This is a genomic window from Deinococcus taeanensis, from assembly GCF_020229735.1.
Classification (GTDB): domain Bacteria; phylum Deinococcota; class Deinococci; order Deinococcales; family Deinococcaceae; genus Deinococcus; species Deinococcus taeanensis.
Genome location: NZ_CP083455.1, coordinates 2,218,164 through 2,241,293, shown reverse-complemented (window position 1 = coordinate 2,241,293; position 23,130 = coordinate 2,218,164). Strand labels below are relative to the sequence as shown.

The following is a 23,130-nucleotide window of genomic DNA, read 5'->3' as shown; positions in this document are numbered from 1 at the left end:
CTGGCTCGGCAGGTTGGGGTCGAACCAACGACCGTCCGATTAACAGTCGGATGCTCTGCCACTGAGCTACTGCCGAACACTGGTGGCGGGCCGTTTCCGGCGCGAGAGGGATAGTAGCATGCACTCCCAGGCCGCGCAAGCCCCGCTCGGCGTCAGGCCTGCGCGCCACCCGGCATGATCCGGTCGGCCTGCACGCCCAGCCGGTCCAGGGCCGCCTGCCACCGCTCCTGCGCCGGTACGTCCCACAGCAGCGCCGGCGTGTCCTGCTCCACCCACACCCACGCGCCCTCGCGGGCCTCCTCGGCCAGCTGCCCGCCCGACCACCCCGCGTACCCCAGCACCAGCATGTACCGCTGCCGGCTGGCCATCACGGCGCGCAGCACGTCCAAGCTGCTCGACACGTTCAGTCCCGGCAGCAGCTTGATTTCCCCGTCCAGTCCCACGGGGTCTGGGTACAGGCACCAGCCCAGCGTGGGGTCCACCGGGCCGCCCAGCCACGCCGGGTCCCGCTGGCCTGCGGCGTCTGCCATCAGGTCCTCGACGGTCTGCACCATCGGGGCGTTCACGATCAGGCCCATGGCCCCCTTCGCGTCGTGCTCCAGCAGCAGGATCACGGCACCTTCGAACACCCCGCCGCGCAGGTGCGGGCTGGCCACCAGGAACGTCACGGGTGCGCTCATGCGTTTCAGAATACCCCCCGTCCGGGTGAACCCGGGGCAGAACTGATCTTCACGGTCAGTACGAGTAGTCGCGGGTGACCGTCATGAACGGGCGGCCCTGCACGGTGCCCACCTGCCGTACCCAGTTGCCGCGGGCGTCGTAGGTGATCTGCCACTGCTCCTGCACGTCGCCCAGGTCGGCCATCTGAATGTGCGTGACCCGCCCGGCGGCGTCGGTGGTCATCAGCAGCGCGGGAAGACGTTCACCGTTCGCCCGTTCGTCCACACGGATGCCGGTGCCGTCCGGCGCGTATGTGTAGGTGGTCTGCCGGGTGTTCCGCATGCCCGGTCCGGGGAGGCTGGCGGCAATCTCCCTTCGGGTCAGGCGCCCACGTTCGTCCAGCTGCGCGGTGGTCACCCAGGCCACGACTCCGGCGCGGGTGACACGCTCCACCACCTGCCGTTTCGCAGCGGAGTAGGTGCAGCTGACCTGTTCTTTCAGAGCGTTGAGCGCCTGGTCTTCCCACACGCCCCTGTAGGCCGTCAGTCGGCCCTGCGCGTCGAAGGTCAGCGAGACCGGCTCACGGGGCTGTTCCTGCACGTCGGCGAGCGTAACCCCCTTCCCGCTGAACAGGGCCTCTAGCCTGACTGAGGCGCGCTGGTATCCGGTCCTGCCGATCAGGGTGAGGAGCGTCTGGGTCTGGTCGCCGGGAGCCTGCGTCTGGATGTGTGCCAGGCGACCACCCTGGAAGGTGAACGTGCGGGTGGTGGTGCGTGCAGGGTCGTCCGGCGCGGCGGGATCGGATTCGCGGCGAATCTCGACCACCTGTCTGGGGGTCCCCTGAAAGCGGGGCAGCAGGGTGCGGTCCTCGCCGGGCACGTCATAGCAGTACGCGGCGTGCGCGGTGGTCAGGGTGGTCAGGAGCAGCACGAGGAGCAGGCGGCGCATGTCCCGGAAGTCTAGAGCGAGGGCGGCAGGGAGCGGCGGACATGCAGCAACCTCCCCGTCCTGGGTGGACGGGGAGGCGTGAGGTGGGGTGGCTTACGCGTGGGCGTCGCTGCGGCGGGCACTCTTGCGTTTCGGAGCGGGCAGTTCGGGGGTGCTGGTCCCGCGGGGGGTTTCCAGGGCCTTCAGGCCGCCGACGAGGGCCACGTCCAGCACCTGGTCCACCGTCTCGCACGGGTGGAAACGCATGGAGCTGCGCAGGTGCAGGGGAATGTCACGCAGGTCCCCTTCGTTCGCTTTGGGCAGGATGATGTGCTTGATGCCGGCGCGGCGGGCGCCCAGGACCTTCTCCTTCAGGCCGCCGATCGGCAGGTAGCGGCCGGTGAGGGTCATCTCGCCGGTCATGGCGACGTCATGGCGGGCAGGAATGCCGGTCAGGGCGCTGATGAGGCTGGTGGTGATGGCGCCACCTGCGCTGGGGCCTTCTTTGGGAATTGCCCCGGCGGGCACGTGAATGTGAATTTCACTGTCGTCGATGCGGGCGCGGTCCAGGTGGAAGCGTTCGGCGTTGCTCTTGGCGTACGTCAGGGCGGCGCGGGCGCTTTCCTTCATGACGTCCCCCAGCTGGCCGGTCAGCACGAGGCCTTTACCGGGGCTGATACTGGTCTCCACGAACAGGATGTCACCGCCGACCGGGGTGTAGAACATGCCGGTGCTGACGCCCACCATGTCCTCCTTGCCTTCCGTTTCGGGAATGTGGCGGGCCTGGCCGAGGTACCGGTCGAGTTCCTTGTCGGTGACCTTCACGCGCTTGACTTCGCCGGTGGCGATGCGCCGGGCGACCTTGCGGGCCACCGTGCCGATCTCGCGCTCAAGGTTGCGTACGCCGGCCTCGCGGGTGTAGTGGCTGATGAGCCGTTCCAGCGCGGCGTCGGTGAAGGTGATCTGGTTGGGTTTCAGGCCGTTGGCGGTGAGCTGGCGGGGCAGCAGGTAGCGCTTGGCGATCTCCAGCTTCTCCTGCTCGATGTAGCTGCTGAAGTCAATGACTTCCATGCGGTCCATCAGGGCCGGGGGAATCTGCTCGGGGTAGTTGGCGGTGGCGATGAACATCGTCTCGCTCAGGTCGAAGGGCACGCCGAGGTAGTGATCGGTGAAGTGCTGGTTCTGCGCGGGGTCCAGCACTTCCAGCAGCGCCGCGGAAGGGTCGCCCTGGTAGGAACTGCCGAGCTTGTCAACCTCGTCCAGCAGAATCACGGGGTTCTTCGTGCCGGCGCTGCGGATGCCCTGAATCAGGCGGCCAGGCATGGCGCCAATGTACGTGCGGCGGTGACCGCGGATGTCCGATTCGTCGCGTGCGCCGCCCAGGGCGATGCGCACGTACTTGCGGCCCAGCGCCTTGGCGATGCTCTGCGCGATGCTGGTCTTGCCGACGCCAGGAGGGCCGGTGAACACCAGGATCGGGCCCTTGTTGACGTCCTCGGCGCTGAGTTCACCGCGCTCGGCGCGTTCCTTGCGCAGGCGGCGCACCGCGAGGAATTCCAGCACGCGGTCCTTGACTTTTTCCAGGCCGTAGTGGTCGTCGTCCAGGATCTGTGAGGCCTGGCCCACGTCGAGCTGATCGTCGCTGCGGGTGTTCCAGGGCAGTTCGGTGATCCAGGTGAGGTAGGTGCGGATTACGCTGGCCTCGGCCGCGTCGGGGTGCATGCGTGCCAGGCGGTTCACTTCGCGGTCAATGTCCTTACGGACTTCGGGCCGCAGCTCCAGGGCGTCGAGCTTGGTGCGGAACGCTTCGGCTTCGTCGGCGTCCTCGTCGCCCTCACCGCCCTGCAGTTCCTTCTGGATGACCTTCATCTGCTCGCGCAGGTAGTACTCGCGCTGGTTCTTGTCGATCTCTTCTTTCACCTGCGCGCGGATGCGGGCCTGCACGGCCTGCACTTCCTGTTCGGTGTCGAGCAGCGTGAGCAGTTTGCGGATGCGGGCGGTCAGGCTGGGGAGTTCCAGCAGCGCCTGCTTATCTTCGAGTTTGAAGTCGAGGTTAAAGGCGATGTGGTCGGCCATTTCGCCGATCTCGTCCTTGCTGCTGATGGTCTGAACAGTTTCGGCATTCAGCTTGCCGCCCTGGGCGATGGCCTCGAAGCGGTCGCGCAGTTCGCGGCTCAGGGCCTGAAGTTCGACCGGGTCATCGCTTTCGGTGCCCAGCGGGGTGATGTCGGCGCTGAGGTACTCGCCGCGCTGATAGCTGCTGACGCGCACGCGCGCGACGGCGCTCACGAGCATCTGGACGGTGCCGTCCGGGTTCTTGCGCACGCGCAGGACATTGCAGGCCGTGCCCACGTCGTACAGGTCGCTGCCGCGGGGATCGTCGATGTCCTTGTCCTTCTGGGAGACGATCAGGATCACTTTGTCGCTGCTCATCGCGGCTTCAATCGCGCCGATGGACAGGGCGCGGCTGGCGTCGATGTGCTGGACCATGGTCGGGTAGATCACGCTGCCGCGCACGGGGCAGACGGGCACGTTGCTGGGAAGGGTGGGGTTGGGCATGGCTCGGAACTCCTTTTCGCCCGGGTGGGTCGTCTTGAGAGCGGGTTCCTGAAAATGCAATCACCAGGAAACTTGAGTGTGAATATATCAAGTTTCCAGGGTGGGGGCAAGCCTCAGCGCGATCCGAGATGGCCCGAGCAAACCTCGTCCTCCACGCCAAAAGACTACCCCCAACGACCTGACACAACCCTCACGGGAAGCTGATGCGCCCTTCACCCGTTCTTGCCTCACCCCAGCCCCTACACTCGGCCCATGCCCCGCCTCACCGTGCACTTGACCGTTCCGCCCGGCACGCCCAGCGGTCAGGCCTTCCTCACCGGCGACCACCGCGGCTGGAGCAGCACCCCCACCGGCTGGACCTTCACCCCCGCCGGTACCCTGCACGCCGACTTCCCCGAAGGCCAGCTGCTGAATCTCAAAGTGCGCCTTCAGCGCCCTGACGGAACTGTCACGGAAGAAGGCGATCCGTGGGGCCAGCGCGCCCCCGCCCACCGCGCCGTGCTGCGCGGCGACACCACCCTGACCCTCAAGGTGGCCGGCTGGCAGACCGCCCGGCTCGGCCGCTCCCGCCCCAGCCGCTGCGCTCCGCCCCGTGAGGAACTGACCCTGCCTGCGCCCTGGGGCAGCCAGCCTGTGCGCCTCTGGTGGCCCGACGGTCACGACCGGCAGACCCTGCCCCTGCTGATCCTGCACGACGGCCAGAACGTCTTCGACGACGGACCCACCTTCGCAGGAGAAAGCTGGGACGCCGCCGGCGCCGCCCAGGCCATGACAGACGCCGGCCTGCCTCTGCGCGTTGCGGCGCTGCCCGTGAACCACGAACGCAGCCGCCGCTACGTGCCCTTCCCATTCGAGATGAACGCCTTCTCCAGCGGCGCCGACGAGTACGCCGACTGGCTGCGGCAGACCCTCCTTCCGCACCTGCACGCCAGCTACGGCCACGTGCCGGCGGCGCGCACGGCGCTGGCGGGGTCCTCCTTCGGCGGCCTGATCACCGCCTACGCCGGCCTGCGCGACCCGGGCACGTACGGCACCCTCGGCGTGTTCAGCCCCGCCGTGTGGCCCGCCGGGCATCAGTTCCTGCGCTGGCTCGACGGCCGCGCCGACCCCGGCGCACGCGTGTGGATCGACATGGGAGACCACGAAGGCAGCAGTCTCGCCCAGGCCCAGGACCTCATCACCCTGGCCCGCGCGCTCACGGGCCGCCTGCGCCCTCATGTCCGCGAAGCGAAATTCACTACCGGCGAAGGCCACTGGCATGACGAGCCTGCCTGGCGGGCCCGCCTGCCACTGTTCCTGAACTGGTGGCTGACCGGCCTGAACTGACGACCGGCGCGGCCAGGCTCAGCGCAGCAGGTCCGCAGCAATGATGATCTTCTGAATCTCGCTGGTGCCCTCGTAGATGCGCAGCAGCCGCTGATCCCGGTAGTAGCGCTCCACCGGGGAGTCCTTCATGTACCCCATTCCACCGGCGACCTGCACGGCCTTGTCGGCGACCTGCGAGAGGGCCTCAGTGGCGTGGTACTTGGCAACGCTCGCCATGCGCCGCACGTCCTGCCCCTGGTCCACCATCCACGCCACCTTCTGCCACAGCACCCGGCTCGTCTGAATGGCGATCTCCATCTCGGCCAGCATGAACTGCACTGCCTGGAACTGCGCGATGGGCTGCCCGAACTGCTCGCGGTGCCGGGCGTGCTCGACGCTGAGGTCCAGCAGGCGCTGCATGGCGCCGGTGCTGCGCGCCGCGATCCCCACCCGACCATTCGTGAGAATCCCCAGCGCCTCGCGGTACCCGAGGTGCTCCGGCCCCAGCAGGTTGCCGGCCGGAATCTCAGCGTCCTGGAAGATCACCTCGGCACTCAGGGCCCCCTTCTGGCCCATCTTCTCGTCAACCTTCCCGATCGTGACGCCGGGCGTACTCTGCGGCTCGACCAGGAACGCGCTCATGCCTTTCGTGCCGCGCGCCGGGTCCGTAATGGCAATCACCGTCAGCAGGCCCGCAATGGGCGCGTTGCTGATGTAGTGCTTGGTGCCGTTCAGCACGTACACATCTCCTCGTCTCTCGGCGCGGGTGCGGATGTTCGCGGCGTCCGACCCGCTGCTGGGCTCGGTGATCGCGAACCCCGCAATGCACTCCCCGGTCGCCATGCGCGGCAGGAAACGCGCCTTCTGTTCGTCCGTGCCCAGCTTCACCAGGCCGCTGGTGCCGATACTGGCGTGCGCACTGATCACCCCGCCGAACCCCATGTGCCCCTGCCCCATGGCCTCGTACACCGCGCAGCGGCCCAGCGCGCCCAGGCCCACCCCGCCGTACTCCTCAGGAATACTCAGCCCGAACAGCCCCAGGTCCGCCGCCTCGCGCAGCAGTTCGGGCGGCACGCTGTTCGTGTGCTCGATCTCCTGCGCGCGGGCCTCCACGCGGGTGATCATGAAGTCACGGATGATGGCCTGCATATCCCGCAGGTCGCCCGGCAGCTCAAAGTTCATGTGCGCACAGCGTAGCGCCCGCAAGGACCTCTGCACCATCAGCCGCCAGGCGCGTGGGCAAGCCCGCTGCAGGTGAAGGCCCGCACCACCAGACCCGCCGGGGCACCCTGCAGCCCAGAAACGCCTGTGGCGCCTGCACGCTCACCTGGACGGCCGCTCACAGTACGGCCCCTGGCGGTCCAACAGAACCTGAAGGTCACGTCCGCCACCCACCTCCACGTGGCGCGGCCGCACCGGTCTGGAGGGCGTGCCTGCTTCCGGCGCGCGGGCAGGCGCCCTGTGGGCGGACCTGAACTCCTGAACGCAGAGGGCGGCCCGGCGGGGCAGGATTGACAGTCTGCCCCGCCGCCCTTAAGCTGTGTGGGCCTGCGAGTTGTGGGCAGCAGTGGTGGGTTTAGCTCAGCCGGTTAGAGCGCCGCTCTGTGGAAGCGGAGGTCGTGGGTTCAAATCCCATAATCCACCCCACTTTGAACCCCGGCCCCAGGCGTAAGCCCCGGGCCGGGTTTTTTCTTGCAGGGGTCCTGGCGGCAGGACACAGCGTGCGGGGATGGCGGAATTGGTAGACGCACCAGACTTAGGATCTGGTTCCCGTAGGGAGTGAGGGTTCAAGTCCCTTTCCTCGCACCAAAAGAGCTCGCTTAGGCGGGCTTTTTACCTTTTTGGGTGCTTCGAAAATTCCTCCCGAAACGGTGGTTTACATACCGAATCTTGTACCCATCAAAGCAGCTACAGGAGGCCCCATGAACCTGTCAGAGCTGCACCAAATCCACCGCCGTCACCTTCTGAGCCTGCGCCGCTCTGAGGGCACCGTCGATTACTACCGACAGACCATCACGAGCCTGGAACGATACATGGCATCAGAAGGCATTGCCCCTGACCTCAGTGCCGTGAACAAACCTCTCCTCCAGGGCTTCGTTCTGCATCTGCGTCAGCGAGGGCTGGCGCCTGGAGGTGAGCACGCCACCATGCGTGGCATCAGGGCAACCCTGAGATGGGCCTTTGAGGAGGAACTGATCCCGAACCATCCAATGGCTCGCTTCAAGCTGGCTCCTGTTCCCCAGGTCTTGCCCCCTGCAGTCTCTGGGATGGAAGCTAAGGCCGCTCTGAAGGCTGCCAAGGAGACCCGTCACCCCCTGCGCGACCAAGCTATCCTCCTGACGCTTCTGGACACTGGCGTTCGCATGTCTGAGTTACTGCAGCTTCAGACGGGGGATATTGACCTTGCACGGGGCATGGTCAGGGTCAGAGCCGAGACAAGCAAGCGCAAAAAAGAGCGGCGCATTCCCATAGGCATTAAGGCAGGCAAAGCCATCACCACTTATGAGCGGCGGGAGCGCAAACCTGCACGACCTCACATTCAAGAGATGTTCTTGAACCGCTCTGGTCTGCCCATGAGCAAAAGCGGTTTGCATAACCTCATGCTGCGCCTCGCCAGTAGCTCCGACATTCCTCCCGCCCATCTCTCTCCTCATGCCTGGAGGCGCGCCTTCGCAACAATGGCCCTCACGAACGGTGTGGACGTGTTCACACTTCGGGAAATGATGGGGCATGCCTCGCTAGATCAGACGCGGGTATATCTCCGCTTGAGTGATGATGACCTGGAGAGGGCACACCTGAGGGCTAGCCCAGCCGACCGCCTGTGAAAGTAAAGAGAAATAATTGGCTGTCGGCACCTAAGCTCGAGCCTGAGTATGGAGGGATCTTTGACGGAGCTGCATTGGCTTACGCGGATGTGGGCAACTGTCCACTTTTTTCAGTTTGAAAGCGGCCTCGCTGATACAGCTGTGGTTCACCTGTGGGCACAGGGTGAGCCAGAACTCGTCAAGCAACCTGAGGCGTTAAAACTTCTGGAATCAACGGAAGCCACAGACATCAGTAGAGGCCTCCGTCTCATCGCGGAAACTGTCATAGACGGGCAGAGCTTCGGGCACCTTGCCTATGGGTTACTGGAAGAGATGGTGAGTGGTGACCTGTCCGTGACTCAAGTCGTTGAGGTACTCATGCTGGTGGACCGACACCTGAAGCAGGGTGACTTCATCCTGCATGAGGACCTTGCTCGCGTATTTGTGCGAGATGGCTTTTCGCTCGGCATGTTCTCGGAGCGATTGGAATCGATCCAAAACGGCCGCACCCAGGAGTCCCTCGACGCGCTGCAGGAGGATCTTGATACGTGGCTCAGTGGATACGGCCACAACTAAGTACGTGGTCAGACGAAATGCAGATGGTCTAGCAACGGAGCAGCTCAGGATGATAAATGGCTGCAGCTCCGTACCCAGGCCTATGAAAGACGGCGCAATGCACCGCCATAGACTGCGCGTATGGCGTCTGAGCGCTTGACTCACTGGCTCTCCCGAACTCGGCACCCCTTTGATCACACCGAGTGGTGGGACCGTGTTCCCAAGCTATTCTCCGATCCCAGCCAATGGGACACCATGCTGCAGTGGACTCTTGATGTGCCGCAGGCCAGTCAATTAGGGGATGTTTGGGTGGATGTGTGGCGCCATCCACACCTGAGAGGCGTCTGGTCTCAAGGTCTGTTGGAAGAAGGGTTCGATGACAGGCGGGAGCCTGATCGACCTGATTGGGACTGGAGTGCCAAGACAGAGCTCTACCGAGGCGTCACTCTCGGCCTGGGCCCTGAAGTCGTGGAGTGCGTCAGTTGGGTTGAGCCTGCAGGAACGGGGTATCGATTCTGCTTCGCTTTGCCCATGGAGCCCCTGATTGTGGTGATGCCCGACACGAACAGGACCACGCTTGAGGCCTGGATGGGGACTTTTGCCATCCTTAGTGAAACCCATCCCGAGACCACCTGGCGAGGCGTGCAGTCAACCTCATGGCGGAATCGAACGGAATTCAGCCTGGATCCTCGAGCCTGGACCCAGAGCACGTCGCATACCCAGGCGCTGCGGTCGTGCATCACGTTCTCAAAGCCACTCTCTCCTGCAGTGTGTGGGCTGACGGTAGACCTTCCCGCTGGCCTCCAGAATGTCCAAGAGGTCTTCGAGCGCTATGGCGTGTGTATTTATGACGAGCAGCGTCAGCACCTTAACCCCATTTTTGAGGACAGTACGTATTTCGGCAGGAACTTCAATGCCTTCTGGGACTGTTTGCGGTGCGTTTATCCGAACGTGCTGACCCATCTGCGTGTCAATCATCATGCCCTGCCTCAGGTCAGTCCAGACGAGCGCATCATGTATTTGGATGTCTTACTCGACCTTGCGACCGAACTTCAGGTGACCCAGAGAGGTACGCTGGAGGTGCTGTTTCATACGTCAACGCGTGACGTGGTGGAACAGGACCTGGTGAGCCTAGAGAAACAACGGGTCTGGAGGACCTTTGACTCATGGGCGACTGATGGCACCGTTTAACCTGACCCAGACTCTTGGAACTGTCAATAATCTCCGCTAGAGCGCCTGCTTGCGCTTTTCCATCCGTCGAAGGATCGTCGTTGATTCGTCTTGGTATGGGTCCGTGATGCCTCCTTCCTCCCCAGGTATCAGAACGCCGATATTCCACAACAGCTGGCCGAACCTCTGGTCAGGCTGAGTCTCGACCGCTTCCTGCAGCAGCTTCAGAATTGCAAGGTTGGCATCCAGACGGGAAAGTGGCATTGAGGCAGTCTCGTACAGCGCCCCTAAGGTGGCAAGGTTCTTGGCTGGTAGGCTTTGAAGGTGGCCGACTACGAGCTTTTCGCTTGGCTGGACCGAAAGAACCCGCACGATGACATGGGGTATTTCCTGGGTTTATTGGTCGAAATACTCAGCTGTTTGTTCTAGGAACGAGGGGCTGAGGCTTGCGGCAATGTTCAACCGTCTGATCGCTTCGATCTTTTCCACCAGCGTCGAAAAGGGGAGAAACCCACATACGGCATACAATGGTTTGCTCCGAAGCTGGAACGTTGGTCGTCGAATCTCTTGCGCCACCTTGGCTCGACGCTCATCTGGGGCAACCAGGTAGTGAACTGGATAGAGTTTGGTGGAGGGTAAGTTCAGTGTGATCCACACTGGAGGACAGAATGTCCGTACCCAAGCAGAAATTCACCGCTGAGTTCAAACAAGAAGCCGTCCGGCTGGTCCGCACGACCGGAAAGAGTTGCGCCCAGATTGCCCGTGACCTTGGCGTTCCCCCTCACTACGTGGTCCGGTGGAAGCAGCAGCAGGACACCCAGACGGCCGCTGGCCGCCCAGCCTTCACCGGGCGGGGAATCCCCGCCCTTTCACCACAGGAGGCTCGACTCAAGGAACTGGAGCGGGAACTGGAAATTGCACGACAGGAACGGGATATTCTGAAAAAAGCACTGGCCTTCTTCGCGAAGCAGCCCTGATCTTCAAATTCATCGAGGGGCACCAGAACGAGTTCCCAGTGGAACTGATGTGCCGGGTTCTCGAGGTGGGCATCAGCGGGTACTACGCTTCGCGGGGAAGGCCGGAGAGCAAGAGGATCACAAAAGACCGCGTGCTGATCGAGAAAATCAGGACCAGCTTCGAGGAAAGCCGGGGAACATACGGGGCGCTGCGCATCCAAGCCGACCTGAAGGCACAGGGAGAGCAGGTCAGTCGTCAGCGGATCAGGCGGCTCATGCGACAAGCCCTGCTTGTCGCACGTGGGAAACGGAAGTTCCGTACGACGACCAAAACGAAATCTTCGCGTCCAGTCGCAGAAAACATTCTTGATCGGGCATTCACTGCGGATGCCCCGAACCAGAAGTGGGTCACGGATATGACGTACCTACCCACCCGTGATGGCTGGTTGTACTTGGCAACGGTCATGGACCTGTACTCGAGGAAAATTGTCGGCTGGGCGCTGAATGAGCGACTTCAGACGCCGCTGGTCACAGCGGCGTTGGAGATGGCCGTAGCGCGTCGGAAACCACCAGGCGGACTCCTGCATCACTCGGATCGAGGGAGCCAGTATACGAGCGATGTGTACCAGCAGGCGCTGGACAGACTGCAGGCCGTTCAGAGTATGAGCGAGGCGGGGGATTGTTGGGATAATGCTGTCCAGGAAAGCTTTTTTGCGACATTGAAGACGGAGATGGGGCTTGGTGAAGCGCAGTGGGACCGTGCCCAGACACGGACAGAGGTGTTCGAGTGGATTGAAGTGTTCTATAACCGTCGCCGTCGTCACTCGTCGTTGGGGTATCAGTCACCGACGGCCTTCGAGGAGCAGGCTTACATCCTGAACTGAGGCTCCACCAAACCCTTGACAGATCAACACTCCGCTCAGCTTTGTACAGCTTGCGCTTGTCCACAGGTCGCACGGTGGGATTGCGGTGGGCCTCCTGAAGCAGCTCGACCAGCAGATGACCGTCTTGTTGACTGAGGCGATTTGGGCTGCTTCTGACGATGCCTTTGAATTTGCCAGCATCCTGAGAGCCCCTGTAGAAGGCGACCTTGCCCTCCAGGTCACCCATAGGCACACCATTTTCTGGATTTAACTGAAGAACAGAGCGCACCTCTAGACGCACAGGAAAGTCGCCAGCCCATATAGCCCTGGAATCATTGCTTGGACCAACAACTTCTAGCACTCCTACCCAGCGCATGACCCCTGTGACGTAACACAGCAACTTATCGCCAGGGCGGACCTTAGCGACTGTCGTGCTCTTTGCGGCACGAAATCCAATTGTCGTAGCACCTGCTTCTCGAAACTCATCCCACGTCTGTCCTGTGAAGAGGGCAAGCCAGAAGTCTTCGTTGAGCGCTGATGCCATTGCGGTCATCTTATTCGCTTGAGCTCGATGGCGTGATCAGGCGCTACTGATTGAGACGGTGATACATGGTTGCCTATCGATTGAGGTGGCAATGGCCAAGAGGCCCCCAACGCCTTTGTAGGGACACTGGACACATCCCAAGATAGAGGGGTCTCCGTCAGGCTGCAGGCTATTTTCACGCTATGTTCTGACCTTCCTGAAATAGTCAGGGCTCAGCAGTGAAGTATGAGAAATTTAGGGGGGATTTTACAGTCTCCTCATCCCCCTCATGACTCGCTCGGCTTTATGAGAGCTCCTCATGCAAGCATGTAAACTACAGCTAGTAATTCTGCTCACGGCTAAACTGTGGTCATGAAAGCAATCGATCTACTAACAGCAAAGGGCCTGGGCGCAAGCCGTAAATCAGACGAGTGGGGCTTTAATTCAGGGGCCGAAAGATATGTGCCCAGTTCTGCGCCTAGCCGTTCTACTTGGAAGTTGCCCGACAATACTGCCGACCCAGACACAGCAATGTTGGCAGTGATAGAGGGGTGCATTGCTCCGCTGATTGAAGCATTCAATCTCAAGCTCAGCCCGAAGGGGTGGGTTGACTTGTGGGATGACCTGGGCCGACCTAAGACTTCAAAGGAAGCAAAACGCAGGTTTGCTGTGCTGTACAGCCACGGTCCACCTTGATTCACTTTCAATCCTGTTCGTTCTTTGTATGAGCGAACGATGAGTTCGCTTCTTTTATCTTTTAGATCTACCTAGGTTATCTACCTAAGATTGAGAGCACTGCGAAAATATTCGTCCCAGACGTACGAAAACCTGATCTTAAAACGCTCAAAGGTTCCTGATTCACAGGGAGGCTCTCTTCCTATTGCATCGGGAGACTTCGCAAAATTCTGCAGAGGAGTTATATGTCAAATCAACCAAAAGCTAAGCTGCACTTCTTGCAACTGCCAGTTGGTATCGTAAAAATCCCCGAAAGTAAATATTTACTAACAACGGCAGCAGGTTATATCTATTTCCACTTGTTGAGTTGGGTCTATCACAGCGGCGCGCCCGCGTACAATAACTATAATCATGAGCCAACCAAAATAATGGCAGAGAGATATAGGTTGGGTCAATTAGGCGTTCTGAGTAGCATTGACGAAATCCAGCGGGATACAGGCTATAGCAAATCTACAGTTGAATTGAGTTTGTCACGACTGGAGAGCATAGACCTGATTCGTAAAGTGCCGTTGGGTAATGTGGGTACCTATTTTTTAATGGGCTCCGTTGATACCACAACAAAGTTGGAGCGTACTTTTCTCATGGAGTTAGCTGAGCAGGCTGCTGTGCCTGAGGCTCAAGCACGGTTGGCAACAGAGTTCAAGCGAATTTTTGCCCCAACGAAATGCACTGTGCATGGGCAAGAGTCGAACCAGGTAACAGCAAGAAATTCTCAGGCTTTCTCCACTGCCTTGTACCTCTCGGAAATCGACCGACTCGGCCTGCCTCCTGAATTCAAACACAAAGACGTATTGGACGAGGTGCAGCAATGCGTCTCAGACCTGGGCGGGCAGCATCTGGGCACACTGCTAGAGACGGCAGCCTCCATCTACAGGGAGTACATACGGAGCGAAGAGGCGATTCACCTCCTGCAGGATCAACCGAATGCCAAGCCGCAGCTTGCTATGGGTGCCATTAGAGCGGTGCGGGAGAGGCTGAAGCAGGTTTCTGCGGCTGCTCGAATGCGAAGTGAGATACAGGCAACGGCATGTAAACGTGAATCAGCGGCTCCCTGTTTGGATGTAATTCTTAAAACTTCCAATATCCAGTTAATAGGCGGAAAATATCCAACAGAGACACGTGAATAAAACATAAAAAACGGGCGGATTAACTATGAATCAACACAATAAAATTATTCTAAAAGCAATTGATGGACTGTCGGAGGCTATCAACCTCGTAAGGGCCTTGGCTGACGCCCAGACAGCCTCAGGGGTGTACCTCAAGTCTGCAGTACCCAAGTACAGCTATAGCTACACCCACACCATTGACCTAGGGCAAGGCCGCACGAGAAATATTCACCTGAATTTTGGCTTCGATCCTCAGACAGGTGAGCTGGTCCTGCTTGGGGAGAATGTCTCCGATACAGATAGCTAAACTAATTCCTCAATATCAGCTCAGGCGCGTGCCTGGGCTCTTTTTAGTTTCGCATGTTCGATTCGGTGACAATTCGCGCAGAGACACTCCAGGTCAGACAGCTTGGTTACATGACCCTCGCTCATGTCCTTAACCTGGACGCGCTTGTGGTGAACCTCAATGCAGGCTTCTCCAAAGGCACCGTACTTCTCCACAGGATTCTCTTTGCAGCGCTCACACGACAGGTGCCCATGCAGTCGCTTGAATTCCGCTTTCTTGGCCTGTGCCAGACCAGGTGCTCTTTCTCTCTTGAGGTGGCTGACCAGTTTGGGGTTGCCTTCCGCCCATCTACGCTCCTCTCGGGACTCAAGGGGTCGGATCGGTGTCATGGGATGCCCCTTCGGCACCATCTCAAACCCTGCCTCTTTGAGGAGGCGAAAACAGGTCGAATCCACCCCACCAGTGAAATGTTTAGGAAGAACTGGGAAACCTAATGCCTCTGTAGCGGCAAGCCCAAATACAGCCTTAAGCGGCAGGCGCTCGCCAGTCGCTAGCACCAAGTCATAGTCAGTGGAGGGTGGTAATGCTCCAGGTTTGACTTCAAGCGGCGTTGCGAGCATTCGCCGATAAGGTGAGTGTAGACCAAGGCGTGGCGTAGCCGAGCGCCGAATGACGGCGCTCGTGGTTGTACCAGCGGTGAAAGTCCGGCATGGCGGCCCGGACATCGGCCATGGACTGCCAGTCCTGGCGGAAGGCGAACTGGTATTTGTAGGTCCGGTTGAGGCGTTCGAGGATACCGGTTCCTCCCGGCTGAGACACTTTGCAGCGCACCCAGTTGCCGTACATCAAACAGCCCTGTTGAAAGAGGTCACTGGTGAAATCACTGCCTCCATCACTCTGGACCAGGATGCGCTTGTGGTGGCCCTGAGCACGCAGCACGGCGACCGCCTCGTCGAGCGTCAGTTTGGCGAGGTGCATCGACAGGCTCCGTACCACCCGGCTGGCCAGCACCACCCGCGAGGTAACGTCCAGCACGAAGTAAATCCAACAGACCCCGTCGGGCAGCGACAGCCGTGTCGCGTCAATCTGCACCCGTCGACCTTCCGGCCAGTCTTGTGGTGCGGAAACCTTCGGGGAAGGTTTCCGGGTCTTTCGAGGCAGCGGTGGGTGAAGGTGCAATTCGCCGAGTGCGACACGGATCTTGTGCAGGCCAATCTCTTCGCCCTGAGCTTTGAGTTCCTGATACAGCAGCCGGTATCCAGACGTTGGATGCTGCAACGCCGCCTGGCGTACCTTCTCGTACAGTGCGTCACGGTGCTGCTGCTTGGCACAGCGCGCGGGCGCGCTGTGCTGATGGTCCCGCATCCGCCAGTACGGCACGCTGGCGTACTGGGCAAAACGCCGCAGGCTGAGGTGCGGCCGGCTCTGCCAGAGAACGATCAGCTCGTCCAGCGTCAGAGCCGTCGCACTTTTCGCGCAATATCGAGCTCCAGTTCCTTTTCGGCCACGATGCGTTTGAGACGGTCATTCTCCCGTTCCAGGATGGTCACGCCCTGGTCTGGTCGGTCACCAGAGAGGCGGGCACGGCCCGCCTCCAGAAACTGTGTTTTCCAGGTGTGGATCAGGCTCTCGTTGGCTCCATGCTGACGGGCTGCCTCCGCGACTCCGAGTTCGCCCCGCAGCACGCTGAGGACGATGGCTTCTTTGACGTCGGTGCTCCAGGTTTTTCGCTGTTTCCCCATGATGATCTCCAGTGTGCTCGTCCCTCGCATCGAGAGGGTCAGGTGCTGAAAGTCATCCTTGGAGCACTACCGGTCCAAAGCCATGCCCCTCGTATCCTGCCTGAAGCTTTTGAATCGCCTGCAGGATGTGCTCAGCGGTGACCTTGTGCAAATCGGAGGCAGAAATGCGATCTATCTGCTTTTCCCCCCTGAGCATTCGCTCGAAGCCCGCGGCATATGTAGGCAAGTCCAGCTCGATACAGATGCGCTTAGTCCGATTTCCCTTTCCACTCTTGCCGTTCTTCTGGCCAATGTGCTCCATTGCTCGGCTCATTTTGGAGAAGGCTTCGTCAGGTGTAAGGGCAGTATCTGTGCCCGAGAAAATCAGTCGGTCTTCAATATCCAGTTCTTGGACTGACCTGCTGTCTACGTAGGCCTGCTTGATACGGATGCGTCCGTCAATCACCAGCCTCGACAGGATGAGCCGAAGGACAGTGGTGTAGTCAGTGTTTATGGCTCCTTCTCCTCGTGTCCCACCTCTCGCTCGCAAAATGATGCTTGTGCGTGACACCTCTAGTGCTGCGTCAAGCTCTTTTCCATCATCGTCTAGAACACGATAAACAGGATTCATCTTGCTCCTAAGGCATGCAAGTAAGGGGGCTGGTTGTTGCCAAGCTGGGCTGTCAGGGCGCCACAAGTCCTTAGTCGCAGTTCTGGTGAGTCAATATGCCTGGGCCGTAGCGAGTCACGACAGGAACCCACCCTTCTGTGAGTTCCTCAAGACGTGCCCCATCAAATTGAAGGTATGCGGGTTCATCTTTATCTCGACTCGTATGCCACAGCGGGATTCGTCCGACAATCTCTGCCAGTACCTGCAAATCCTTCTCTTTCCACCACTCGTATGGAGTTCCTGGATATGGCAGATTTCCGCTATACCGACCGAAGTACCCTTCTAAGGCATCGAGGTATTGAGGGTGGAAAAGAGGAATCGCAAACCCTTCCACGGAACGTTCTTCATTGGCATTGCCGCCTACCTGTGAGGCATACACCACACCCGTGGGCGCTTGCACGACTACGACCACGCCAGCCCCCTGAGTGCCATCAGGGTCGATAAATATGTAAGCCAATTCAGCACGAGCTGTCATAGACGTACTTTGAACGATCCCAGAATGGAAAGGCGTCGGTCTACCTTGCTCTGTACCGCAGCGGGTCGTAGGTCGCACGGGCAACAGTCCTCGCGGCATCTCTATGGGAACAGTCGCACGCTCGCTGGACTGCCTTCACCAGAAACATCAAGCCCAGCCCAAACTCTTCATGTACGGCCCGAACAGCTGTGTCGAGTTCATCGCCTGCCTGCACCCGATTTTTTAGAGCTGCAGCCGCTTCACGCACAGGGGGACAGACGTGCATACGCCACCCTAACTGATCTTCCCCAGCTAGCGGAGCAGCTAGATCGTGTAGGCCAAAGAGTTTAATCCACCCGATGGTCTGGGTATGCGGTCAGTAAGCCTGTCGCAAGGTGCTGCATGTGGCTAATTTTAACTTTGAGTGCTTCTGGGCCGCGATGCTGCCGAATATCGTCTAGAAAGAAGCCCTGCTGGATGAGATCAAGGATTGGTTCTGCTACGCCACACTCTTGAAGGCCTAGGTGGACGGCAGGCTTGAACAGAATCGCTTCTACATCGTCTGGCGCGCAAATTCCTTCTTCCAGGCTGTGAAGCAGCCCCAGTGCCGTGATCAACACCCGCCGCTCCAGCCGTTCCAAATTCTGATCATCCCACTCAATCCACACGACATCCATCTTGAAGGAATTCCTTAAGAGCACAACCTTGGCCTACCTCCTGTTTTCACCTGTCGCTAGTCATGCGTCCCTCTTGCTCGATCTTGTGCCCTCCAGCTGTTTCCAATCTGCGAAAGTGCTAAAATAGTCGATGTAGAGGGCTTTGAGGGAAAGATCGGGAACAGCCAGACTTAGGATCTGGTTCCCGTAGGGAGTGAGGGTTCAAGTCCCTTTCCTCGCACCAGCGCAGCGGCGGCACCGAACCCGGAGTGGGGCGGGGCCGCCGCAGTCTGTTGGGGTGCCCGGCACCCGAAAAGCCTGCCGATGCACTATCATGCTTGGCGGCATGTCGCGCGCCCGCCCGCTTGGGCAGACGCGACCGGCACGGCAGAATCAACACAGGAACGCGCCGCTGTCCCACGCCCGCCCCGCGCGGGTACAGGTGCGCAGGCGGCGCAGACGGGAGACCCAATGGCAGAGCTGATCAGCAGAGAAGGCAACAAGGTGGAATTCAAGGTGTCGGTGCCCGCCGCCGAAGTGAACCGCGCTTACGACCAGGTGTGGGCCGGACTGGCGCGCGACGTGCGTGTGCCTGGCTTCCGCCCCGGCAAGGCTCCGCGCAAGGTCATCGAGGGTCGTGTGGGCAAAGGCTACGTGGAGCAGGAAGTTCGCGACCGCCTGCTGCAGACGCACTACACCCAGGCTGCGCGCGAACTGAAACTCAGCCTCGTGGACGCCAACATTGACCCGCAGGCGCTGCAGAGCGGCCAGCCGTTCGAGTTCACCGTGAAGGGCGAAACGTACCCTGACGTGAAGCTCGCCGACTGGCGCGGCGTGCAGCTCACCACCGCCGCCCCGGAGATTACCGATGAGGTGCTGGAGCGGACCCTGAACGACCTTCGCGAGCGCAACGCCACCTTCGACAGCGTCGAGCGTCCCATCGAGGCCGGCGACCAGGTCACCATCGAGGAGGAAGGCGAGGAAGGCGGCACATACCCCGTCTACCTGGACGTTGCCGAGGCGCACGTGCGTGACGCTCTGGTCGGCCGGACCAAGGGTGACACCGTGGAGATCACGGTGCCTGCCCACCAGCACGGCGATCATGAGCACGCCGAGCACACCGTGACCGTGAAGGTCGTGGACGTGAAAACCAAACAGCTTCAGGCGCTGGATGACGCGTTCGCGAGCAGCCTGAACTTCGAGTCCCTCGAGCGCCTGCGCACCGACCTGAAGGGTGAGCTGGAGCGCCGCGCGCAGCAGGAAGGCGAGGCGGGCCGCCGCGAGGAGTTCATTACCGCGCTGGTGGACGGTATGGAAGCTGAGATTCCTCAGGCGCTGCTGGATCGGCGCCGCGAGAGCATGCTTGAGGAGATCAAGGATGATCTGGGCCGTCAGGGCGTGAAGTGGGGCGAGTACGAAGCGTTCATGCAGGAGCAGGGCAAGCTGGACGACTTCATGGCGGACCTGAACAAGAACGCCGAGAGCCGCGTGAAGCGTGACCTGGCCCTGGAGAAACTGGCTGAGGACCTGAAGGTGCAGGTCAGTGACGCGGAGTTCAACCAGACCATGAACGCGCTGGCGCAGGCGAACGGCCTGAGCGCGGCCGAGCTCAGCAAGCAGCTGGGGCCGAACGGCATCAACTCGTACTACATCAGCCTGACGCGCGAGAAGGCGCTGCAGCAGGCGATCACCCAGCTGTCCGGTGAGCAGGTCGGTGGCACCCAGAGCGGTGACGCCCAGCCGGACAACGTTCAGGGTGAAGGTCAGGGCGAGGAAGTCAGCGCGGAGTAATTCCGGGCGGCTTGCCGTGGGAGCGTCCCTTCGGGGGCGCTCTTTTGTGTGCCGTGCAGAACCGGGGAGTCCGGGAACGCTGGACCCAATTCATTGAACGGACGTTCAATGAATGCTACGGTGCAGGCATGAGTGACCTCACCCGGCCCCAACTGGGCATCACCGCGCTCGGCAGCTACGTGCCCGACCGAACCGTGCCCAACAGCGACTTCGAAGCGCGCATGGACACCAGCGCCGACTGGATCGAATCCCGCACCGGTATCCGCGAGCGCCGCTTCGCCGCGCCCGAGCAGTACACCAGTGACGTGGGGGTTCTCGCCGTGCGCGACCTGCTGGACCGCGACCCCCAGGCCCTGGAGGGGGTGGACGCCGTTATCTGCGCCACCGTCAGCCCGGACGCCCTGATGCCGTCCACAGCAGCCCTGATCGCCATGCAGGTCGGCCTGACCGGCGCGGCGGCCTTCGATCTCAGTGCCGCGTGCAGCGGCTTCGTGTACGGCCTGAGCGTCGCGCAGGGCCTGATTCTGGCCGGCACCGCCCGCCGTGTACTCGTGGTGGGCGCCGAGGTGCTGAGCAAGATCGTTGACCAGAACGACCGCAACACCGCCATTCTTTTCGGTGATGGCGCGGGCGCGGCCGTGGTGGGCCCCGTCCCGGACGGGTACGGCTTCCAGGACTTCATCATGGGCGCCGACGGCAACGGCGGCTCCAGCCTGTACCTGCGCTGCGTGGCCCCCACCCTGCCCGGCGGGTTCAACATGGGCGAATCGGTCGGCATGAACGGCCGTGAGGTCTTCAAGTTCGCCGTGCGCGTCCTGGGCGAGAGCGGCACCCAGGTGCTCGCCAAGAGCGGCCTGACCAGCGCCGACGTGGACTGGGTCATTCCTCATCAGGCCAACGTCCGCATCATTGAGGCCGCCATGGAACGCTTCGGGCTGCCCATGAGCAGAACCATCGTGAACCTCGACCGGTACGGCAACACCAGCTCCGCCACGGTGCCCCTGGTCCTGCATGAAGGCGTGCGGGACGGCCGCATCCGCGACGGCCAGCAACTGCTGTTCATCGCCTTCGGCGGCGGCCTGAGCTGGGTGGCCGGCACCATGAAGTGGTGGGCAGGCACCCCCAGCCTCCAGTCCGAGCGTCACGCCGAGGCCGCCCGATGAAGATCGCGGCGCTGTTCCCCGGACAGGGCTCCCACAGCGTCGGCATGGGCGCCGACCTGACCGCCGCGTTCCCGGAGGCCGCCGAGGTGTACACCCAGGCCGACCACGTCCTGCCGGGCCTGCGCGCCCTGATCGAGCAGGGCCCGCTTGAGGAGTTGACCCTCACCGCCAACCAGCAGCCCGCCCTGGTGGCCGCGAGCGTCGCCGCGTACCGCGCGTGGCGCGCCCACACCGGCCTGACCCCCGCCTTCGCCGCTGGGCACTCCCTGGGCGAGTACTCCGCGCTGGTCGCCGCCGACACCCTGAGCCTGGGGGACGCGCTGCGCCTGACCCGCCGCCGGGGCGAGCTCATGCAGGCGGCGGTTCCGGTCGGTGCGGGCGCCATGAGCGCCGTCATGGGCGACCCCAGCGTGGTGGCTGAAGTCTGTGCGGCCACCGTGGGCGTACAGCCCGCGAACTTCAACGCCCCCACCCAGACCGTCATTTCCGGCACGAAAGACGCCGTGGACGCCGCTGGAGCTGCCCTGAAGGCCCGCGGTCTGAAGGCCATTGCGCTGAAGGTCAGCGCGCCCTTCCACTGCCCCCTGATGCAGCCTGCCGCTGAGGGTCTCGCGCCGGACCTGCAGACCACCCCGTACGCCCCGCCGGCCTTCCCGGTCTACGCGAACGTCACGGCGCAGCCCAACCTGGACCCCACCGCCCTCCCGGCCCTGCTCACCGCCCAGATCACCGGCGCCGTCCGCTGGGTCCAGACCATCCAGGCCCTCGCCGAGGCCGGCACGGACGTCTTCATCGAGTTCGGTCCCGGCACGGTGCTGACGGGCCTGGTCAAACGCATCCTGCCTGACGCCCGCACCATCAACGTCGGCACCGCCGCGCAGGTGCAGGACTTCACCCTGTGACACCCGGCGAACTGCAGGCCGCGCTGAACGCCCGCCGGGACGATGTGGCCGCGGCCTTCGCCGCCCTGAGCCCACGGGAGTTCACGCGCGCCGCTCCGGGCCGCTGGTCCGCGGCGCAACACCTCGATCACCTCACCCGGTCCAACCGGACACTCGCGCAGGGCCTGACCCTGCCCCGTGAGCAGTTCGCGGCGCGCCCCGCCGGGCAGCCGGGCATGAACCACGACGCGCTGCGTGATGCGTACCGCGCCCGGCTCGCCACCGGGCAGGTCCAGGCCTCCGGACGGTATCTGCCGGACCCGCACGGCACCCAGCACGAACAGCTTCAGGCCTACCACGCGTCCATGACCCTGCTCGGCGAGGCCCTCGGCGCCTTTCCGGACGAACCGGCCCTGGACACCCTGACCCTGCCGCACCCGGCCCTGGGTAACCTGAGTGTGCGGGAACTGCTGTACTTCACGCTGTACCACAACGAGCATCACCTTCGCGGCGTGCAGGCCGCACTGGAGACCCCATGACTGACACCCCCCGCAAAGTCGCCCTGGTAACCGGCAGCAGCCGCGGCCTGGGCCGAGCGATGGCCCTGACCCTTGCACGCGCTGGTTTCGACGTCGCCGTTCACTACGGCCGCAACGCCGCTGAAGCGGAGAAGGTCGCTGCTGAAGCCCGCGAGGCGGGCGTCCGCGCTGAGGTGTTCGGCGCGGACCTCACCGTGCCTGCCAACGCCGGCGCGCTCGTGGAGGACGTTATCAAGACCATGGGCCGCCTGGACGTGCTGGTGAACAACGCCGGCATCACCCGTGACACCCTCGCCATCCGCATGAAGGATGAGGACTGGGACGCGGTCATCCAGACGAACCTCAGCAGCGCCTTCACCGCCTGCCGCGCCGCGATCAAGCACATGATGCGCGCCCGGGCAGGCCGGATCATCAACATTGCGTCCGTGGTGGGCCTGACCGGTAACCCCGGGCAGGCGAATTACGTGGCCAGCAAAGCCGGCCTGATTGGCCTGACCAAGGCCCTCGCCAAGGAGTACGGAGGACGCGGCATCACCGTGAACGCTGTGGCGCCCGGCTTCATCCAGAGTGACATGACGGCCGAACTGCCCGAAAACGTCCAGCAGGGCTACCTGGGCAGCATTCCCCTGGCCCGCTTCGGACAGCCCGAAGAGGTCGCTGCGCTCGTGGCCTTCCTCGCGGGCGACGGGGCCGCCTACATCACCGGACAGACCATCGGTGTGGACGGCGGCCTGAACCCTCACTGACGCGCGCGCAGCGCGCCGTGCGCCCACAGCGTTGAACCCCGTCCAAATCAGCGGACTCTC

24 protein-coding genes, 3 tRNA genes and 1 pseudogene are annotated in these 23,130 nt (G+C 62.0%); 15 read left to right on the top strand and 13 right to left on the bottom strand.

Features of this window, described 5'->3' with window-relative positions; all coding sequences use genetic code 11:
* Position 1: 1 nt before the first annotated feature.
* The 4 genes from LAJ19_RS10795 to lon all read right to left on the bottom strand — a co-directional run bounded on the left by LAJ19_RS10795 (position 2) and on the right by lon (position 4,146).
* A tRNA-Asn gene (locus LAJ19_RS10795) sits at positions 2–76 on the bottom strand.
* Between the two features lie 76 nt (positions 77–152).
* On the bottom strand, positions 153–680 hold the full coding sequence (locus LAJ19_RS10790) for a YqgE/AlgH family protein (RefSeq protein ID WP_225475759.1): 528 nt from the start codon (positions 678–680) through the stop codon (positions 153–155).
* Between the two features lie 55 nt (positions 681–735).
* Positions 736–1,608 (bottom strand): hypothetical protein, encoded by an 873-nt coding sequence (locus LAJ19_RS10785; protein ID WP_225475758.1) that lies wholly within the window; start codon positions 1,606–1,608, stop codon positions 736–738.
* A gap of 93 nt (positions 1,609–1,701) precedes the next feature.
* On the bottom strand, positions 1,702–4,146 hold the full coding sequence (lon, locus tag LAJ19_RS10780) for an endopeptidase La (protein WP_225475757.1): 2,445 nt from the start codon (positions 4,144–4,146) through the stop codon (positions 1,702–1,704).
* Between the two features lie 252 nt (positions 4,147–4,398).
* On the opposite strand from lon, the gene LAJ19_RS10775 reads away from it, so the two are divergent.
* Positions 4,399–5,472, top strand: a complete 1,074-nt coding sequence (locus tag LAJ19_RS10775; protein ID WP_225475756.1) for an alpha/beta hydrolase — start codon at positions 4,399–4,401, stop codon at positions 5,470–5,472.
* An 18-nt stretch (positions 5,473–5,490) separates the two neighbouring features.
* On the opposite strand, the gene LAJ19_RS10770 is transcribed toward LAJ19_RS10775, so the two are convergent.
* On the bottom strand, positions 5,491–6,633 hold the full coding sequence (locus LAJ19_RS10770) for an acyl-CoA dehydrogenase family protein (protein ID WP_225475755.1): 1,143 nt from the start codon (positions 6,631–6,633) through the stop codon (positions 5,491–5,493).
* A gap of 388 nt (positions 6,634–7,021) precedes the next feature.
* On the opposite strand from LAJ19_RS10770, the gene LAJ19_RS10765 reads away from it, so the two are divergent.
* The 5 genes from LAJ19_RS10765 (at position 7,022) to LAJ19_RS10745 (ending at position 10,001) form a co-directional block, all read left to right on the top strand.
* A tRNA-His gene (locus LAJ19_RS10765) sits at positions 7,022–7,098 on the top strand.
* A 76-nt stretch (positions 7,099–7,174) separates the two neighbouring features.
* Positions 7,175–7,260, top strand: a tRNA-Leu gene (locus tag LAJ19_RS10760).
* Positions 7,261–7,373: 113 nt separating this feature from the next.
* Positions 7,374–8,276 (top strand): tyrosine-type recombinase/integrase, encoded by a 903-nt coding sequence (locus LAJ19_RS10755; RefSeq protein WP_225475754.1) that lies wholly within the window; start codon positions 7,374–7,376, stop codon positions 8,274–8,276.
* 60 nt (positions 8,277–8,336) lie between these two features.
* Positions 8,337–8,831: a hypothetical protein gene (locus LAJ19_RS10750; protein WP_225475753.1), complete on the top strand. Its 495-nt coding sequence runs from the start codon at positions 8,337–8,339 to the stop codon at positions 8,829–8,831.
* Between the two features lie 120 nt (positions 8,832–8,951).
* Positions 8,952–10,001 carry a barstar family protein gene (locus tag LAJ19_RS10745; protein WP_225475752.1) on the top strand — a complete coding sequence of 350 codons (1,050 nt, stop codon included), beginning with the start codon at positions 8,952–8,954 and terminating at the stop codon, positions 9,999–10,001.
* 36 nt (positions 10,002–10,037) lie between these two features.
* On the opposite strand, the gene LAJ19_RS10740 is transcribed toward LAJ19_RS10745, so the two are convergent.
* Both LAJ19_RS10740 and LAJ19_RS22260 read right to left on the bottom strand, forming a co-directional pair.
* The gene (locus tag LAJ19_RS10740; RefSeq protein ID WP_225475751.1) at positions 10,038–10,244 is read right to left on the bottom strand and encodes a hypothetical protein; all 207 of its coding nucleotides are present in this window, start codon (positions 10,242–10,244) and stop codon (positions 10,038–10,040) included.
* 132 nt (positions 10,245–10,376) lie between these two features.
* Positions 10,377–10,637, bottom strand: coding sequence for a type II restriction enzyme NmeDI-related protein (locus LAJ19_RS22260; protein WP_490713220.1), 261 nt, complete (start codon positions 10,635–10,637; stop codon positions 10,377–10,379).
* Positions 10,638–10,648: 11 nt separating this feature from the next.
* Here LAJ19_RS22260 and LAJ19_RS10730 point away from each other — a divergent pair.
* The 4 genes and pseudogenes from LAJ19_RS10730 to LAJ19_RS10715 all read left to right on the top strand — a co-directional run bounded on the left by LAJ19_RS10730 (position 10,649) and on the right by LAJ19_RS10715 (position 14,470).
* Positions 10,649–11,820, top strand: a pseudogene (locus LAJ19_RS10730) (IS3 family transposase).
* A gap of 874 nt (positions 11,821–12,694) precedes the next feature.
* Positions 12,695–13,018 carry a hypothetical protein gene (locus tag LAJ19_RS10725; protein ID WP_225475750.1) on the top strand — a complete coding sequence of 108 codons (324 nt, stop codon included), beginning with the start codon at positions 12,695–12,697 and terminating at the stop codon, positions 13,016–13,018.
* 224 nt (positions 13,019–13,242) lie between these two features.
* Positions 13,243–14,184 carry a hypothetical protein gene (locus tag LAJ19_RS10720; protein WP_225475749.1) on the top strand — a complete coding sequence of 314 codons (942 nt, stop codon included), beginning with the start codon at positions 13,243–13,245 and terminating at the stop codon, positions 14,182–14,184.
* Between the two features lie 25 nt (positions 14,185–14,209).
* A complete protein-coding gene (locus LAJ19_RS10715; RefSeq protein WP_225475748.1) occupies positions 14,210–14,470 on the top strand; it encodes a hypothetical protein in 261 nt (86 codons plus the stop codon).
* Positions 14,471–14,490: 20 nt separating this feature from the next.
* Here the strand turns inward: LAJ19_RS10715 and LAJ19_RS10710 are convergent, their stop codons facing one another.
* The 6 genes from LAJ19_RS10710 to LAJ19_RS10685 all read right to left on the bottom strand — a co-directional run bounded on the left by LAJ19_RS10710 (position 14,491) and on the right by LAJ19_RS10685 (position 17,971).
* A complete protein-coding gene (locus LAJ19_RS10710; protein WP_225475747.1) occupies positions 14,491–15,069 on the bottom strand; it encodes an HNH endonuclease in 579 nt (192 codons plus the stop codon).
* Positions 15,050–15,814: an integrase core domain-containing protein gene (locus LAJ19_RS10705; RefSeq protein ID WP_225475746.1), complete on the bottom strand. Its 765-nt coding sequence runs from the start codon at positions 15,812–15,814 to the stop codon at positions 15,050–15,052. The genes LAJ19_RS10710 and LAJ19_RS10705 overlap by 20 nt, the downstream gene beginning before the upstream one ends.
* Positions 15,815–15,903: 89 nt before the next feature.
* Positions 15,904–16,191 (bottom strand): transposase, encoded by a 288-nt coding sequence (locus tag LAJ19_RS10700; RefSeq protein ID WP_225475745.1) that lies wholly within the window; start codon positions 16,189–16,191, stop codon positions 15,904–15,906.
* A 52-nt stretch (positions 16,192–16,243) separates the two neighbouring features.
* Entirely contained in the window at positions 16,244–16,801 is a 558-nt protein-coding gene (locus LAJ19_RS10695) for a hypothetical protein (RefSeq protein ID WP_225475744.1), read from the bottom strand.
* 70 nt (positions 16,802–16,871) lie between these two features.
* On the bottom strand, positions 16,872–17,315 hold the full coding sequence (locus LAJ19_RS10690; protein WP_225475743.1) for a DUF6210 family protein: 444 nt from the start codon (positions 17,313–17,315) through the stop codon (positions 16,872–16,874).
* A gap of 326 nt (positions 17,316–17,641) precedes the next feature.
* A complete protein-coding gene (locus LAJ19_RS10685) occupies positions 17,642–17,971 on the bottom strand; it encodes a DUF3969 family protein (RefSeq protein WP_225475742.1) in 330 nt (109 codons plus the stop codon).
* 450 nt (positions 17,972–18,421) lie between these two features.
* Here LAJ19_RS10685 and tig point away from each other — a divergent pair, with 450 nt between their 5' ends.
* The 5 genes from tig to fabG all read left to right on the top strand — a co-directional run bounded on the left by tig (position 18,422) and on the right by fabG (position 23,070).
* On the top strand, positions 18,422–19,741 hold the full coding sequence (tig, locus tag LAJ19_RS10680) for a trigger factor (RefSeq protein ID WP_225475741.1): 1,320 nt from the start codon (positions 18,422–18,424) through the stop codon (positions 19,739–19,741).
* A gap of 128 nt (positions 19,742–19,869) precedes the next feature.
* The gene (locus LAJ19_RS10675; RefSeq protein WP_225475740.1) at positions 19,870–20,904 is read left to right on the top strand and encodes a beta-ketoacyl-ACP synthase III; all 1,035 of its coding nucleotides are present in this window, start codon (positions 19,870–19,872) and stop codon (positions 20,902–20,904) included.
* Positions 20,901–21,806 (top strand): ACP S-malonyltransferase, encoded by a 906-nt coding sequence (fabD, locus tag LAJ19_RS10670; protein WP_225475739.1) that lies wholly within the window; start codon positions 20,901–20,903, stop codon positions 21,804–21,806. Before LAJ19_RS10675 ends, fabD begins: the two co-directional genes overlap by 4 nt.
* Complete coding sequence (locus LAJ19_RS10665; RefSeq protein ID WP_225475738.1) at positions 21,803–22,324, top strand: DinB family protein; 522 nt, start codon at positions 21,803–21,805, stop codon at positions 22,322–22,324. The genes fabD and LAJ19_RS10665 overlap by 4 nt, the downstream gene beginning before the upstream one ends.
* Positions 22,321–23,070 carry a 3-oxoacyl-[acyl-carrier-protein] reductase gene (gene fabG / locus LAJ19_RS10660; protein ID WP_225475737.1) on the top strand — a complete coding sequence of 250 codons (750 nt, stop codon included), beginning with the start codon at positions 22,321–22,323 and terminating at the stop codon, positions 23,068–23,070. Before LAJ19_RS10665 ends, fabG begins: the two co-directional genes overlap by 4 nt.
* Positions 23,071–23,130 lie beyond the last annotated feature (60 nt).